18 protein-coding genes are annotated in these 14,394 nt (G+C 60.4%); all 18 read right to left on the bottom strand.

The window, feature by feature from the left end; translation table 11 throughout:
* Positions 1-83: 83 nt before the first annotated feature.
* The gene (locus NTD85_RS17080) at positions 84-584 is read right to left on the bottom strand and encodes a CinA family protein (RefSeq protein WP_103484542.1); all 501 of its coding nucleotides are present in this window, start codon (positions 582-584) and stop codon (positions 84-86) included.
* Positions 585-652: 68 nt separating this feature from the next.
* Positions 653-1,171, bottom strand: coding sequence for a lysis protein (locus NTD85_RS17075; protein ID WP_262142757.1), 519 nt, complete (start codon positions 1,169-1,171; stop codon positions 653-655).
* Complete coding sequence (locus NTD85_RS17070) at positions 1,150-1,716, bottom strand: glycoside hydrolase family 19 protein (protein WP_262142756.1); 567 nt, start codon at positions 1,714-1,716, stop codon at positions 1,150-1,152. The genes NTD85_RS17075 and NTD85_RS17070 overlap by 22 nt, the downstream gene beginning before the upstream one ends.
* Positions 1,717-1,828: 112 nt before the next feature.
* A complete protein-coding gene (locus NTD85_RS17065) occupies positions 1,829-2,275 on the bottom strand; it encodes a phage tail assembly chaperone (RefSeq protein WP_262142755.1) in 447 nt (148 codons plus the stop codon).
* Positions 2,276-3,169 (bottom strand): phage tail protein, encoded by an 894-nt coding sequence (locus NTD85_RS17060; RefSeq protein WP_262142754.1) that lies wholly within the window; start codon positions 3,167-3,169, stop codon positions 2,276-2,278.
* Positions 3,170-3,206: 37 nt separating this feature from the next.
* Positions 3,207-3,674 (bottom strand): phage tail assembly chaperone, encoded by a 468-nt coding sequence (locus NTD85_RS17055; protein WP_262142753.1) that lies wholly within the window; start codon positions 3,672-3,674, stop codon positions 3,207-3,209.
* Positions 3,674-4,600 (bottom strand): hypothetical protein, encoded by a 927-nt coding sequence (locus NTD85_RS17050; protein ID WP_262142752.1) that lies wholly within the window; start codon positions 4,598-4,600, stop codon positions 3,674-3,676. Before NTD85_RS17050 ends, NTD85_RS17055 begins: the two co-directional genes overlap by 1 nt.
* Before the next feature lie 22 nt (positions 4,601-4,622).
* Complete coding sequence (locus NTD85_RS17045; protein WP_262142751.1) at positions 4,623-5,189, bottom strand: tail fiber assembly protein; 567 nt, start codon at positions 5,187-5,189, stop codon at positions 4,623-4,625.
* Positions 5,190-5,197: 8 nt separating this feature from the next.
* Positions 5,198-6,292, bottom strand: coding sequence for a phage tail protein (locus tag NTD85_RS17040; RefSeq protein ID WP_262142750.1), 1,095 nt, complete (start codon positions 6,290-6,292; stop codon positions 5,198-5,200).
* Between the two features lie 57 nt (positions 6,293-6,349).
* Positions 6,350-6,775 (bottom strand): phage tail assembly chaperone, encoded by a 426-nt coding sequence (locus NTD85_RS17035; protein WP_041072247.1) that lies wholly within the window; start codon positions 6,773-6,775, stop codon positions 6,350-6,352.
* Position 6,776: 1 nt separating this feature from the next.
* Positions 6,777-7,508, bottom strand: coding sequence for a hypothetical protein (locus NTD85_RS17030; RefSeq protein WP_262142749.1), 732 nt, complete (start codon positions 7,506-7,508; stop codon positions 6,777-6,779).
* Between the two features lie 14 nt (positions 7,509-7,522).
* A complete protein-coding gene (locus tag NTD85_RS17025; RefSeq protein WP_262142748.1) occupies positions 7,523-8,122 on the bottom strand; it encodes a YmfQ family protein in 600 nt (199 codons plus the stop codon).
* On the bottom strand, positions 8,110-9,156 hold the full coding sequence (locus NTD85_RS17020; RefSeq protein ID WP_262142747.1) for a baseplate J/gp47 family protein: 1,047 nt from the start codon (positions 9,154-9,156) through the stop codon (positions 8,110-8,112). The genes NTD85_RS17025 and NTD85_RS17020 overlap by 13 nt, the downstream gene beginning before the upstream one ends.
* A complete protein-coding gene (locus NTD85_RS17015) occupies positions 9,146-9,544 on the bottom strand; it encodes a phage GP46 family protein (RefSeq protein WP_047601236.1) in 399 nt (132 codons plus the stop codon). Before NTD85_RS17015 ends, NTD85_RS17020 begins: the two co-directional genes overlap by 11 nt.
* Entirely contained in the window at positions 9,544-10,053 is a 510-nt protein-coding gene (locus tag NTD85_RS17010; RefSeq protein ID WP_262142746.1) for a phage baseplate assembly protein V, read from the bottom strand. The genes NTD85_RS17015 and NTD85_RS17010 overlap by 1 nt, the downstream gene beginning before the upstream one ends.
* A 143-nt stretch (positions 10,054-10,196) precedes the next feature.
* Positions 10,197-11,240, bottom strand: coding sequence for a phage baseplate assembly protein (locus NTD85_RS17005; RefSeq protein ID WP_262142745.1), 1,044 nt, complete (start codon positions 11,238-11,240; stop codon positions 10,197-10,199).
* 3 nt (positions 11,241-11,243) lie between these two features.
* Entirely contained in the window at positions 11,244-12,479 is a 1,236-nt protein-coding gene (locus NTD85_RS17000) for a DNA circularization protein (protein ID WP_226500515.1), read from the bottom strand.
* Entirely contained in the window at positions 12,466-14,364 is a 1,899-nt protein-coding gene (locus tag NTD85_RS16995) for a phage tail protein (RefSeq protein ID WP_262142744.1), read from the bottom strand. The genes NTD85_RS17000 and NTD85_RS16995 overlap by 14 nt, the downstream gene beginning before the upstream one ends.
* Positions 14,365-14,394: the final 30 nt, after the last annotated feature.

Raw genomic sequence — 14,394 nt, 5'->3', positions numbered from 1 at the left:
TAAAGTCCTCACGTAATCAATAAGGCCTGACGGCCAACACCTGTATAAGTAGCCAGTATTATTCCACAGCGTTCGCGGATCGCCTACCCCTGATTTTCGATTTCTCGTGCCGCTAGTCGCAGCAGCCCCTCTAGCGCGGCCTTCACCGTTTGTCGGCGCACCTCGTCGCGGTTGCCCGAGAAGTGCTGAACCTCGCTGGAAACCGCATCGCCCACGCCCCAGGCCAGCCACACCGTGCCCACCGGTTTGTTCGGTGTGCCGCCGTCGGGCCCGGCCACGCCGCTGACCGCCACGGCAAACCGCGCCAGGCTGTGCTTCTGCGCGCCCCGCACCATCGATTCGACCACCTCGCGACTGACCGCCCCCACGGTGTCGAACAATTCCGCAGGCACATTCAGTTGTCGGGTTTTCTGCCGGTTGGAGTACGTCACATAACCGGCCTCGAACCATGCCGAGCTGCCGGGAATCCGCGTGATCGCTTCAGCAATCCCGCCACCGGTACACGACTCGGCCGTGGTGACGTGGGCGTTGAGCAACTGCAAACGTCGGCCAAGCTCGGCAGCCAGTTGAGTGATCTCTTTCACGGTGCGCTCCGGATCGGGTGGAATGACTACCACCGTACACGACCCGGTTGCGCTTTCAATACACAGACTCATTCAAAATGTTCGGGCGCCAGCGCTCTGACATAGGCCTGACAGGCTTGCAGAGCAATCAGTCCGCGGTCGCCGGTGTCGGTGATGGCGATAATTCGTTGAGCATGCGCCGGGTCAAGTCGGGCGCGTACGGCTGCATGATCCACGCCGCCGGGGCCGGTGGCGGCTGGCATCCCGCAGCCTGGGGCAGCATCGCCGGCGTCGATGAGGACTGACAGGCGCAGATCAGCAGTGGCAAGACGATCGCGCAGGCGATCCTGATCACGTTGGGCATCGCTCATGGCTCGGTAGTGGGTTTGTTCACTGGCTGTGAGCCGTTGCTCCAGCGCCAGACGCTTGTCCTGCTCGGCCTGCTGTGCGGTGGCGGCGGCCGAGGTCAGTTGATTGAGGGTGTCGGCGTGCTGCCGCGCCTGCTCGGCCAGTTGTCGTCCGTAGCGCCAGTCCTGAAACTGCCAGGCCAGCGCGGCGGCCGACGCAGCCAGCAACAAAACGCCGATCAGGCGCCAGGAGATGGACATAGCACCGCCCTCGCCCGCGCCCAGATATCGAGGCGATCCTGCAAACCGTTCAACCCGCCGTTGATTCGGCGGGTGATGCTGTTGAACTGATCGCGGTCGGCCAGATCGTTCAAGCCGTTCTGTTCCCAGAACCATGCTGCGGATTCGGCCGCCCATTGCGGTTGCTCCAGCAATTCCGGCAGAGACAGCAGACGTTCATCGCCGAACAGGCCGAGACTGCACTGGCGATAGTTGGTGCGCCCGGTGATCTGGATCAGCCCGCGACCACGGTACTTCTGTCCGTCGCCGTCGGCCTCCGGCGTGTTGCCCAGACGTAACGCCAGCGTGCCGGTGTCGTATTTGCTCAGATACTGGTTGTTGCCCAGTTCGCGCACGTACTGCAACTGCCCCGACTCGTGGCCGATTTGCGCGAGGAACGCAGCGATGCGTTTGGGCGTATTGATATGCCTGCGCATCATCGCGGTGTTGAGTGCAGAAACAAAAACGCCCGCTTGGCTGCGGGCGTTGGGCATGATGGTTTTAAGGTTGTCTTCTGTTATTTGCATAATGCTTGATCCTCCCTGGATATATCCCGATTGAAACACGGCTGACCGCCAATGCCCGCCAGCCATTTTTTGCCAGAGTTTTCACGCAAGTTTTTTCATCGCCGCTGCTGACTTAAAGTGCTGTCGCCAACCAACGTGGAGAAACCGGCCGATATTCGCTGAATGGGAAGAAAGTTCCTTGCGGCCACTCACGTAATGCACGCCGATAGGTTTGCAGTTCGGTGTATTGCTCGGTGGTAAGCGTTGTGCCGCCACCGTCCTCAAGCTCATCACGATCACGTGCGACCAAACCGTCGGTGGCAGCCAATTGTGCAGTGCGCCAGTGGCGTTCGATATCGGCCGCTTGATCAGCCGATGGAGGCTCTGGATCAACCAGAATTGGGAAGCCATTCGCAGGATCGACTCCGATCACTTTTGGCATAAGCGCCATTTGCTGCAGTAGCGAAATCCAATACGCCTGAGGAATTTCGATTACGTCCAGGGGAATATCCGTCGAGTTGATCCCCGGTACATAAACGCCAAGTGTACTGGCACTGAACAAAACGTTGTAAGCGTTCATTTAATAGCCCCTTGCGAAGTAATTAATAACCCAGTTTGCCGATACGCCATTAAGTGCATCTCGCATTTTCAAGCGGACGCTTTGTTTTTGCCCTGATCCGTTCATAACGATAACCATCGCTCCGCCAGTGCCGACGTGGGTGGCCACACAAGAGGAAAATGCGTTGGGGAACGAAATTGGAAAGGTCGCAAGAGCCTCACCATTGACATCTGTGACAACCGTTCCCCACTGATCAATATTGCCGCTGGCGTGCTTCTGATAGCCGGGATTACCACACGCCCCTGAGAACAACGCGGCATATTTCAGACTCGCCGTTCCTTGAACCGCCCAGATCCCGTACTCCCTGACAACAGTGGCACTCTCACCACTATTCATGACGATCGATGTCAGATAAGCACCTTGCGGACTAATCTTCGCACTGCCTGTGCAAGCAACCGTGACTGCGGCGTTACTACGGCAATGCAGCGTGAACGTAGCCCCATTCGGAACCGAATTGATATCAGGCAAATTCACCGTGTAAGCCAAGTCTCCGCCAAAACCGATCGCCCATCCCACATCTGCAATAGTTAGTTGCGTCGCAGCATTGACACTACGCGACCCCGCGTAGTTACCCAGCGCCCGCTGCACAAACTCAGGAGTAGCCACCGAACGGCTGACATCAAATTGCGCCGGGGTTTGAAATAGCTGCGTGCTACGCAGAGCGCCCAGCAACTGCGTGTTGGAAGTCTCGCTAGGGGTCATCCCGGCCGCCCGAACAACACCGAGAATCTCTTGTGTAACGCCGTTGCCCCAACTCGCCGGAATCAACGACCCCGGTTTGCCCACCAGCAGGTCCTCATCGACAAACTGGCCATTCACCAGTCCCGCGCTGGGAACATTCTTTGGAAAATCCATTATTCAACTCCTGATCTAAAAAACGTGTACTCCGACCTCAGCCAGCGGGCGCGGTCAGCCATTCGGGTGCCGGAGGCCGGCAAATCACGGCAGGGAATCCACTTGAATCCGGCCAATCGCGCAACGCCTGCCGGTACTCCAGCAACTCCAGATACTGCGCAGCCTTGAGCGTCGTCCCCCGCCCCAGTTCCTGCTCGTCACGATGCCGCGTCACCCACCATTCGGTGGCCGACAGACTGGACTGGCGCCAAAGCCGCGCTGCCGCCAGAGGCTCTTGCTCATCGGGGACTGATTCAGGGGTAATGACCGGACTGCTCGTTACAGGCAACGGCGCAATCTCCTGGCGCAGTTCGCCGATGGGCGCGCCGATTTCGATCTGCATACCCTCCGGCACCTGCACCATTGTCTCAACGAAAGCGGGGGCAAACAGTTGGGTGATCGCGTAGTCGCCGGTGTCGATCAGTTCGACCGCGACACCATTTTCCACTCGTGCATAACGAGCCATTATTCGTACTCCCAGATTTCACAGAAGGCGTTGCCGCCAGCGCCGCTGAGGACAGATGCCGAAGCATTGGTCGAGCAGGAACCGCTGCCGCCCGAACCTCGAACGCCGGCGATGCCGGTGCCGTTCACACCCACCAATGGACCACCGCCATCAAACGGGCTAGGACCGCCACCTCCGCAAAGCACTCCCCAATTGGCGTTGTACATCGCATACGTTCCGGGGATACCTCGCGCACCGCAGAGATTGCCCCCAGTCACTATTTGGCCTCCCGCGCCACCTTGCACAAAACCGGACATACCTGCTCCGGTCGGGACCGAAATCATCTGCCCGCCCATACCGCCGGAAACACTCATGTATGAGCCAAAAGATGCACCGCCCCCCGCTTGGCCGACCGCATTACGGGCGGCCCCCCCGGCTCCCAACGAAACAGGTATACCCGCGAGCATTTCCGGCGTGACGTCATACAGACTCTCACCGTAAGCGCCCGCCCCGCCGCCGCCGCCGATTCCTTGAAACGTCGCTGCGATGGGCACACAACCACCACCCGAACCACCCGCCCCCACCAATCGCACGCGAATCCGTTTGGCCCTCGGATTGGGCTTGTAAACCGTGATCCCGACCGTCTCGATCTGCCGAACTGCCAACAACCGCCCCACCGCATCGGTGATGCCGTAACCGGCCAATGTGGTCGGGGTGTTTTTCAGTTTGGTGAAGTCGACCAACGCGCCGATGGCCGTTGCCAACTGGTCGGTTCTGGCTTCGTCAGGCGTCAGCCCGGCAGCCTTGATCGCGTTGAGAATTTCCTGCGTGACGCTGTTGCCCCACGCGGCCGGGATCAATGATCCCGGTGAGCCGGCGATCGGGTTTTCATCGACAAAGCCGCCGTTGACCAGGCCAACGCCGGGAATACTTTTTGGATAATCCATTGCACTGCTTCCTGTGCTGAAATCAGTTGGCTACGGCTGCGCCGGGAGCGACCGGCCAGGTAATTTCGTCAGGGAAACCAGCCTGCTTTTCGATGCGGTTCAACTCGACGCTGTAGAGCTTCCATTCGATCAGCAGCAGTTGTTCGTCATGGCTGGCATCGCCAATATCTTCGGCGTATTGCAGCGGCGCGATGCGCAGGACGGCATCGCGTAACAATGTGTCGCGCTGGCCGAGACATTGCTGTCTGGCGCTCGCCAAACGAGCCTGCTCATCCAGCACCCAGGCGTTGTCGCGCCAGGTGTGGAACTCACCTGGCCATGGTTGCGCGGTCAGGGTGTCAGGCAACTCACCCAGCTCGGTCCATATCTGTTGGGCGCCGCCATCCTTGCGATAAACCATGCCACGGCGATCGATCACCTCACGCGGTACACCGTTGATCAGTGCCCAGCTACGACCGGTTTCCGGCTCAGGCAACTCGTACGCCAGCTCAACAGCATTACCGGGTAACTGGACGCCAATGCCCGGCGTGACAATGAACTCGACAGGCCCGGACAGAGCGCCCGAGCCATCAAATAGATAATTGAACATAAAGTGCCTCAGATGAGTTTGATGCGGCCGGGATAGGCGATGTTGCGCGGGCGGGATTTGAAGGCGTAGAGCAATGTTGCTGCGGTATCCCTCTGATAACTGGTATTCACCGGAAAAGTCGGACCACCGTTGATCAATCCCGTAACGTATTGCGGTTCTTCCCGGGTATCCGCGCCAAAACTGGTCAGGCTATCTGACCAGTACGCGCCCACAGCGCCTGCGCCATTGGCACCTTGCGCATAGGAATGCGTCGATCCAGTCTGAAAAGTGCCCATCGCACGCCCGGCATCCACACCACGACCCTCATCCAGAACCCGCAGAAATTCCCCTCGCCCTTCGGGGCCACGAAAGGTCGTCGCACCGTCACCCGTGGTCCATTTCCCCTCGGAGCCTACGCGTAAGGCTTCGGCTCCCAACATGCCTGACTGCTGGGCGTGATCCCACAGCCACGGCCATTCCGCGCGTTTCATCACGGTGCCATTCAATGCACCATATCCGCCGGGACTGAGCATCAGAGTCGTCTCGAAAAACGGTCGCCCCAACGGGGTATTGTCGAAACGGCCGACCGGCCACCAGCTCCCGGCCCCATCACTGCGCAGGTGCCACCAGTCACCGCCGCCCATCAATACGAAGAACGGATAACCGCTGGCCGACAGATGGGTGTGAAAACGAATCCCGTCAGTACCTGAGGCCTGGATGACCATGCGATTGCCGCTGTTGTCCACTCGCCGAACAATCACGTCGCGCACACCGAGGGCGGCGTTGGCCGGTGGCAGCAGCAAGGTCACTGGCCCCGGGCTGCCGTCGATCAGCACAAGGCCAAGCTCGGCCTCGGTCAGGGTTTTCGACGCGGCCAATCGGGTGATGACCGACCGCATCGGGCTCGCTCTGCCGATGATCGACTGAATCGCCTTGTACAACTGACCGGTATCAGCTTCAGAAGCCACCAACCCGCCGCCGTTAATCACACTCAGGATCTCCTGAGTCACGCTGTTGCCCCACACCGCCGGAATCAACGAACCCGGGGTTCCTGCCACCGGGTTTTCATCGACAAAGCGGCCATCGACCAGGCCGACGCTGGGGACGCTTTTTGGATAATCCATAGTTAACTTTCCTTTACCTGGAACACTGATGGGCGATGCCGACAATGCAGCATCCATTCACTCGGCAGTCATCCAGGCAGGCTTTTTCGGTCGAGAGCGTTTGGAGGGGAATTTCTTCGCCTGGGGCCACTTCCGTAGCGCCTGCAGGTAATTCAGCAGGGTCAGATATTCAGAGTCGGATAGCGTGGTGGCTTTCATCAATTCCACTTCGTCCCGATGGCGATCACGCAACCAGACCACGCGATCAAATTCCTTATCGCGCCATGCCTTTGCTTCGATCAGCGCTTGCTCGCCTGAAAGGGGCGTCGACTCGATCAGTATCGGCAGACCTTGCTCGTCATGGGACCGCTCGGTTCCGGCTGCAGGGTTAGCAATAACCGACTCGTAACGCTCGTCGTCAATTTCAACGGCATCGCCCGGGAGGCTCGTGTGATAGCCCGACAAATAAGTGTTGCCAGTGGTGCGGCTATAGAAACGTTTCATTTCAGTTCCCCACTCCCAGCACAGTGACAAAACCGGTGCCACCGGAATTACTCAAAACCTGCACCTGGCTAGAATCAAAATAGGTCACCAAGGGTGGAGTGGTGATATCAAAATAGGGTGCGTTTCCGCCGTGCGAATAACTCGCCCAAGTAGCGGCACACTGGGTCTTGAAAGCCACCGGCCAAGGTTGGGCAGCATAGGTTTTATCTGCAGCAATGGTGATCAGGACCCACTGGATCATGAAGCCCCCCAACCAACTCGGAAAGGCGATATAGCCGTTCGCGCCAATGCTGTAGGAAACACCAAACCGGAGCTTTTTCGGTGTGACGATGGCGGTGTCGTCAGTCCCCGCATTGACTTGGCTTTGGGTCGCGATCCGCGCCCAGCCCAAAACCGTTTCAGTGGCTTGAACCACTTTCTTTTCGATCGCTTGGAAAACGCGCTGCGGCGTCATCAGACGGCTGCTGCTGATACCTGCTTCGGCCTCATCCTTGCTCGCCAAAGAATCATTTTTGTTCTTCTCGACAATCGCCGAAATCGCCAATCTCAGTTGCGTGCTGTTACCCTCGTCAGGCACAAGTCCGGCGGCAGTGATCGTGTTGATGATTTCATCGGTAACGCTGTTGCCCCATCGCGCCGGAATCAGTGACCCCGGCGTCCCGGTCAGCGGGTTTTCATCGACAAACTTCCCATTCACCAAACCGGCACTGGGCACACTCTTCGGATAATCCATCCCGTCATTCCTCCCTAGTCATAATTGATGTGCACCTTGGTATGCGCCGGCGCACTGCGGTGGATCAGGCACTCCAGTGCCGAGCCCGGGTTGACGCCGAAGCGCTCGCCCCAGTAGCTCGCGCCGTAGCGCCGACCGAGCAGCAGGCGGCCGCCGGTGTTGAGCGTCCACATGAATTGCGCTTCCCAGGTGCCCCAGTGCGCCGCACCGAAACGCGCGCGGCCCATGCGCGGGGCTTCGTGCTCGGTGATGCTGGCGTTGGGGTAGCCCTGGCTTTTGGCGATGTCGAGGTAGTAACCGACGGCTTGGCTACCGACCGCGAGCAAGCGCCGGCGTACCGCGAGGCGGCGGTCGTCGAACAGCGGTGTGGCGCCCAGGCACGGGTCGGGCAGCTCCATCACCCGTTCCCAGTCCGGCACCAGTTCGCTGACGCCGGTCGGGTCCATCTCGTTGAGCAAATCGGCGGCGCGGGCATCGAGGCGGGCCAGTTCGACGGCGACGCCTTGCAGCACTTCCTCGAGCTCCGGGACGCGTTCCGGGTCCCACGCCGGGCCGCTGGGCAGCAACGCGCGCAGTTGCGCCTGATATTGCGCGGCGGTTCTTATGCCCCCCATACGCAACCTCCGAAGGTCAGCAGTTCGCTTTGCCCCGCAGGCACGTCAGCGGCCGGCGCGGTCAGCGTGTGATCGTACTCACCGCCGGCGCTGCTGATGGCTTCGCGGATATGGCTGATCAGCAACGGCACGCCCAGATCGGCCTCGCGGTTATGCAGGTCGCGCAACTGCGCTTCAACGGCGGCGCGCACGGCGGTGGTGTCCGGATTGACGCTCTTGAAGCGATACACCACCGGTACCTGAATCGGCCGCTGCACATGCACTTCTGCTGTCACCGGACGCAGCGGTTCGATGTACTCCTGAACCTCCGCCAGTTGCTCATCGTTGGGCACCGGTTGCGGGTCTTCGTCACGCATGATGAACACCGTCACCGTGCCCGGCCCGAGCAGGCCGCCACGACACCAGGCCCGTGTCACCCCCGGCACTTCCAGCGCCCAGGTCTCGTAGTCGCTGGCCGCACCGCCGTGGGGGATCACGCGATAGGAACGGATCACCCGCGAGCGCAGCGACTCCAGGCTTTCTCGCGCCACGCCGCCGCTGAGGCCGGGTGCAAGCACCACGAAGCTGTTGCCGACCACGCCGGCGATCGGTTGCACCGGGGTCAGTGCCAGGCCGGCGTCGGCATTGCCCAGGCTGCCGGCGTCGAGCGCGGCGATGGTGGTGCTGTTGCTGCCATTGGTGGTGGTGCGTGAAGCGGTGACTTTATAGGTACGGCCATCGCTCGCTTGCAGCAGCGTATCGACGTCGAGCACAGCGCCTGCGGTCGCGGTGAAGCTGACGCTGCCGGTCGCCACTTGCGCCGGTTTGCGTGGCTGGTTCAGGCGCAGCGCGGCGATGCGTTCCAGGGTCGACTCGTCGGCCTTGTCCGGCAGGATCTGCTCGGCAATCCAGTCGAGATAACCGTACAGACCATAAGCCGCGCCACCCAAGGTGCGGGCCAACACTTGCGCATCGGACTGGCGCAGCGAATCGCCGGCCAGGTCGCTTTGGGTGCGCTTGATCAGCACCGGCAGCGAAGGGGTTTCAAACGGCATAGATCACCTGCCAACTGTTATCGGGGTTGATGTCCAGACGTTCGCCATCGGCCAGGGTCAGAACCGTGCGCAGGTTCAGGCGCTGGGCGTCGAGGCGTTCGCTGATGATGTCGATGGCGCTGCAGTGGCCGTCATCGATCAGCCATTGCAGGGCTTCGCGGGCATAGAACTCGGCGTCCATCTGGGTCTGTCGGGTCAGCTTGACTCGACGCAACAGCCACAGCCGCGAGCCGATGCGGTCGTCGGCGACAGTGGGAAAACTGTCGCCCCACCAGCCGAAGCGCTCTTCGTCGTCGAGTGCATCGTCATCGGCGGCGCGGCGCCAGGTGAACAGGCTGATGAGCACGGCGCGGGTCAGTGCGGCGTGGAGGTTCTGGCTGATAAACATCATTTGCCTCCTGCCGGCGCACCGGTCTGGCCGCTGCCGGCCTGCACGCCGACGTGCACGTGTTTGATCTGGCTGATGCCGCCGGCGAGTTGATCGCCGGTGGAGACGATCTTGCCGGTCTGGTTGATCACCGGCGTGTCGAAGTTCACGGCGCTGCTGGCGCGGATGTTCAGGGTGGCGGTTTCGATTTCGATGATCCGCCCGCGCTTGAAGTGAATTTTGTCGCCCTCGTCGGTGTAGATCGCGACTTCGCCCGAGGCCAGCGCCTGCAGGCGATAGCGACGGTCGGCGACCACCAGGGCGATGGCGTGAGAACGGTCACCGCCGAGAAAAGTGACGATGCCTTCGGCGCCGGCCAGCGGGTTGCTGGTGAAACCGTAGGGTTCGAAGTGCTCCATGTCGTCGTTTACCTCGCCGGCGGTGAGGCGCATTTGCAGCGATTGCAGCTTGGATGCCGAATTGGCGAGCACGACAGTGCCGCGCGCCAGCAGGCGTGTCAGTAGGCTCATGAATTGTCCTCAGGGAGCAGACCCGACACGGACAACATGTGGGAGCGGGCTTGCTCGCGAAAGCGGTGGGTCAGTCAATGGGATGTTGGAGCTGCTGACGCTTTCGCGAGCAAGCCCGCTCCCACAGGGGTTCGGTGTCAGGCTCAGGTTTTTTTCGGAGGCATGGGATCAGGATCGAAGGTATGCGGCGGCGCCACTTGCAGCGTGGTCACCGAGCCCTGCGCCGACAACGAATACGTGACTTTGGAAATCAACATGTCGCCGTCGAAACCGAGCACCGGATCCGTGACCTTGACCAGCGTGTTGTGGCGCCACAGGTCGCCATTGGTCTGGCGCCAGCCCTGTACCTGATAGGTCGTGGTCTGGGCCCGGCCCATGCGGGTGGCGCTTTCCCATTGGGCGCGCTGCTGGGCCAGCTCGAACGTCAGTGCGGTACCCTCGTTGATGATCGTGGTGCGGCGGCGCTTGAAGCTGAGATCAGCCGCGCTGGATTGAACCTCGCTGACGGCCGCCCCGCTCTTCTTGTCCGAGCCTTTCTGCTGACCGATCACCCGGTATTCAGAAAACACCTGGCTCTGATCCATCGGCGCGTTCGCCGACAGAATGTTCTTGCCCAACTCCAGCGCGTCACTGGCCCGACCACCGCTGCCGGGCTTGGCCAGCACCAGCCGGCCCTGCTCGTCATCGGTGGAAAACACCCGAAACAGCGAGAGCAATCGGTCGATCGACTGGAACACTGTTTCGCCCGGCACGATGGTGTGTTTGGCGAGCCGCGCGGTCTCGGGAATTTCGTTGACCACGTACAGCGAGTACTCCGCCGCCAGAGCCTGGACGATGCTCAGCAGCGGTTGCTCCTGCCATTGATTCGGGCGGTTGGTGGCTGCGCAATCGACCAGATCCTGAGTCTTGGAGCTGCCCTCGATACTCAGGCTGATCTGGCGTCCGTCGTAACTGATCGGTGCCTTGAACACGTAGCCGGTGAGCACCAGATCCTGGCCGATTTTCACTTCGCAAGGGTCACCCGGTTTGATCCGTTGATCCACCGTCTGCCCCGGCCACTGCCAGGTGATGTCGAGTTTGAAGGTGCGGAACTGGCGCTCCAGATCAGCGGTGATTTCCACGCTTTTCCAGCCGCCGTATTCCATGTTGTTAACGGTCAGCGTGACATGGTTATCCATCTCGCTCATGGCTCACTCCCTGGACACTTTCACGTCGTTGGGTGAAAAGCCCGGATGGTTCATCGCGTTGCTCTGCGTCACTTGAGTCACCCGTGTGGCATCGGCAAATTGCTTGTAGGCCACAACCAGCGCCGGCAGGCTTTCCTGGAACGATTTGGTGACCTGTCGCACACCGGATGACGCCACGGCCTTGAGATGCGCCATCAGCGCTTCCTTCACATCGTTGATTGCCTGGTGATGCTTGGGATCGGCCTTATCCAGCATCGGGTCAATTGCCACCCCGACCGCCTTCTGCAGCGCTTTCATTTCGTCGGTCACCGGCACTTCCTGACGGGTCACCGGTTGATCCGCCTGATGCGCCACCGAAGCGGTCGACGTCAGTTTGACCGGAGGGGTCGCCACCGGCATCGACGCGACCCACTGCGCCACTTTCACCAGCATGGTGTCCTGCACCAGATCAGCCATGGCTTGCGCCGCCGCGTTGGTGTCCTTGCCGGTGGTGATCTTCGGCGCATCCAACTTGCGGATGGCTTCGAGTTGTTGGGACACGTCGGCAATCACGCCACGGTAGCCCTCCTTCGCGAACGCCTTCAGCTCCTTGATATCGCCGAGCAAGCCCTTGAACTCCGCCGCCACTTCCTTGGGCAATTCCTTCACGGCTTTGACCAGTTCAGTGATCTGCTTGTACTGCTCGATCAGCGGTTTGAGCTGCTCTTTGATCACCTCATAGACGCCGGTCAGGCTGTTACGCAGATTGGCGATGCCGATCCGCGCAGCCTTGATCAACGTCATCGCCTGTTCGAAGCGCGCCACTGCCGAACCCAGCAGCGTGTCGGCCTTGGCCAACAGGACTTTTTGCGTACTGACCGTGGCGGTCGGAAACGGCAGCGGCCGATCGGGATAGAACTTCAGGCTGAACGTCACCAACCCGCCGTCCTGGCGGGTGTGGGTCATGTCGCATTCACCGACCTTGACTTGCAGGCGCCCCAGCCACGGATGCACCAGTTCACCACTGCCCGCCTCCAAGGCCTTCAGCAGCTTGTCGCGCTGCTCCAGGCAATCGGCACCGATGATGAACGCCGTGATGTCGTGGGTCTTGGCCTGCTGGCCCAGATCCTCGAAATACGGCAGGTCGCGTTGCGGATATTCGTGCAACTGACCTTTGCGACCGACCGGGGTTTTCGCCTGGTCGATCCAGAACCCGACACCGCGAAACGATGCTGGCAACAAACGGTCACGCCAGTTCATTGGAACCTCCTGCCGACAGCGAGCGATAGCCGATGCGCGAAGACAGCGCCAGGCCCGGTTGATTGGTTTGTGGTTGATCGGTACGCAGCCCGGCTGGTGCATTTTCGAAGCGCACGGTCAGACCGCCTTCGAGTTGCGTGCGGTTATTGGCAGCGCTTTGCTGGATCAGGGCACTGGAGGATTGCGGCAGCGATCCGCCTTGCAGCGCTCCGTTTCCAGCAGTTGCGGTACTCGCGCCAAAGAATGCCGGCGCCAGCTCACCCTTGCCTTCGGCATTGGTCTGGCGCTGCGCCTGGGTCAGAGTTTCGACCTTGCCGGTGACCTTGGCGATCAACCCGGCGAAACCTCCGTCGAACAGCTCCTTGATCGGCGCGATGACGGTTTGCAGCTTTTGCCACAACTCGCCGAACCACCCGACAATCGGCCCCCAGCTCTCGATGATCTGGTCCAGAGGTTTCCATTCGAACAGGGTGTGCAGAAAGTCCACGACCGGCGCAGACGCTGCCAGCACAACATCCCACAGCGCCGAAAAGACTTCGCCGACCGGCTGCCAGTATTGAGCAATCTGCTCCAGCGGCGACCACTCGAACAGGCTGGTGAAAAAGCCTTTGACCCGCTGCACTGACGTTTGCAGTGCCGTCCAGATCGGTTCGAAGTACCCGACGACACTACCCCATGCGCTGGTGATCATTTCCATCGGGAAATAATCGAACAGTGCCCGCAATGTATCCCGGGTGCTTTGCACAGCCGATTGCAGCGTCGTCAACACCGGCTGGAAGTACGCAACAACACCGCCCCACGCGCTGGTGATCATCTGCATGGGTGAGAAATCGAACAACGACACCAGAAACTCTTTAGCCGGCTGCGCGACTTTTCGCAGGCCGCTGAACATCGGTTCGAAAAACCTGACAACACCGCCCCACGCACTGTTGATCATCTGCATCGGCGAGAAATTGAACAGGTTTCTGAGGAACGTCATCACCGGCACACTCAAGGCCTTGAGCAGTTCCCATATCGCCGAAAACAGTCCGGTCAGCGGCCCCCAGTTGTCGAGGATCATGCCGTACGGTGTCCAGGAGAAAACCGTTTTGAAAAAGTCGACTACCGGGCGGGTGACCGCTTTGACCTTGTCCCAGATCCCCGAGAAGAAGCCCGTGACGGGTTGCCAAAGCGCCGCCAGCGTATCGAGCGGTTGCCAGTCGAGCACCGAGCGCAAGATCGCCATGGTACTCGCCCCGGCGCTTTTCACGCTTTCCCACATGCCGGTGAAGAACGCGCTGATTGGTGTCCAGTTGGCATAGATCAAACCGGCCGCCACCGCGATGCCCATGGCGATCAGCATGATCGGATTGGTCTTGAGCACCATGCTCATGACATCGAACACTTGCGTGGCGCCGGTGACAGCGGTTTGCATCGCCGAGAAGGCAATTGCCCCCGCAGCCAGGCCTTCCACCAGTTTCGGGTTGTCGGCAAGCAGGCTGCCGAACTGAGTCAGCATTGGCTCAAGTCCGACGACCACCGCGCCCACCGCTGGCACCAGCGCGGCATTCACCGCCGTGGAAACCTTCTCCATCGACGCACTGAACACGTTCATGTTCTGCGCAGCGACTTTCGGTGCGGCAGGCAGATCCACGGTTTTCGCCGTCTCGCTGACTTCAGTCAATTTGCCCTGAAACGCCGCCGCCGACTTGATCCCGTCCACGAACGGCGTGATCACGCTGCCGCCCTTGAACAGACCACTGATATCGAGCTTGCCAAGTCCGGTCTGTTCGAGATTTTTCTTGAAGCTCTCGACCTTTACTCGCAGGGCGCCGAGTTTGGGCGACAGTTCATCGATGCCCGTGATCAGCACCGGTGTTTGCACTTTCTTTTCTTCGTCTGCCATCACTGCACCTGCTGCATCGCATTGATCCGT

It is taken from the genome of Pseudomonas sp. 13B_3.2_Bac1 (genome assembly GCF_025466205.1).
GTDB classification, from domain to species: domain Bacteria; phylum Pseudomonadota; class Gammaproteobacteria; order Pseudomonadales; family Pseudomonadaceae; genus Aquipseudomonas; species Aquipseudomonas fluorescens_H.
The sequence above is the reverse complement of the archived record's forward strand: the minus strand, read 5'-3'. Positions and strand labels throughout refer to the sequence as shown.

Excerpts from the sequence above, each read along its gene's own strand:
- NTD85_RS17075 (WP_262142757.1), bottom strand. The coding sequence starts at position 1,171 with ATGTCCATCTCCTGGCGCCTGATCGGCGTTTTGTTGCTGGCTGCGTCG.
- NTD85_RS17070 (WP_262142756.1), bottom strand. The coding sequence starts at position 1,716 with ATGCAAATAACAGAAGACAACCTTAAAACCATCATGCCCAACGCCCGC.
- NTD85_RS17065 (WP_262142755.1), bottom strand. The coding sequence starts at position 2,275 with ATGAACGCTTACAACGTTTTGTTCAGTGCCAGTACACTTGGCGTTTAT.
- NTD85_RS17060 (WP_262142754.1), bottom strand. The coding sequence starts at position 3,169 with ATGGATTTTCCAAAGAATGTTCCCAGCGCGGGACTGGTGAATGGCCAG.
- NTD85_RS17055 (WP_262142753.1), bottom strand. The coding sequence starts at position 3,674 with ATGGCTCGTTATGCACGAGTGGAAAATGGTGTCGCGGTCGAACTGATC.
- NTD85_RS17050 (WP_262142752.1), bottom strand. The coding sequence starts at position 4,600 with ATGGATTATCCAAAAAGTATTCCCGGCGTTGGCCTGGTCAACGGCGGC.
- NTD85_RS17045 (WP_262142751.1), bottom strand. The coding sequence starts at position 5,189 with ATGTTCAATTATCTATTTGATGGCTCGGGCGCTCTGTCCGGGCCTGTC.
- NTD85_RS17040 (WP_262142750.1), bottom strand. The coding sequence starts at position 6,292 with ATGGATTATCCAAAAAGCGTCCCCAGCGTCGGCCTGGTCGATGGCCGC.
- NTD85_RS17035 (WP_041072247.1), bottom strand. The coding sequence starts at position 6,775 with ATGAAACGTTTCTATAGCCGCACCACTGGCAACACTTATTTGTCGGGC.
- NTD85_RS17030 (WP_262142749.1), bottom strand. The coding sequence starts at position 7,508 with ATGGATTATCCGAAGAGTGTGCCCAGTGCCGGTTTGGTGAATGGGAAG.
- NTD85_RS17025 (WP_262142748.1), bottom strand. The coding sequence starts at position 8,122 with ATGGGGGGCATAAGAACCGCCGCGCAATATCAGGCGCAACTGCGCGCG.
- NTD85_RS17020 (WP_262142747.1), bottom strand. The coding sequence starts at position 9,156 with ATGCCGTTTGAAACCCCTTCGCTGCCGGTGCTGATCAAGCGCACCCAA.
- NTD85_RS17015 (WP_047601236.1), bottom strand. The coding sequence starts at position 9,544 with ATGTTTATCAGCCAGAACCTCCACGCCGCACTGACCCGCGCCGTGCTC.
- NTD85_RS17010 (WP_262142746.1), bottom strand. The coding sequence starts at position 10,053 with ATGAGCCTACTGACACGCCTGCTGGCGCGCGGCACTGTCGTGCTCGCC.
- NTD85_RS17005 (WP_262142745.1), bottom strand. The coding sequence starts at position 11,240 with ATGAGCGAGATGGATAACCATGTCACGCTGACCGTTAACAACATGGAA.
- NTD85_RS17000 (WP_226500515.1), bottom strand. The coding sequence starts at position 12,479 with ATGAACTGGCGTGACCGTTTGTTGCCAGCATCGTTTCGCGGTGTCGGG.
- NTD85_RS16995 (WP_262142744.1), bottom strand. The coding sequence starts at position 14,364 with ATGGCAGACGAAGAAAAGAAAGTGCAAACACCGGTGCTGATCACGGGC.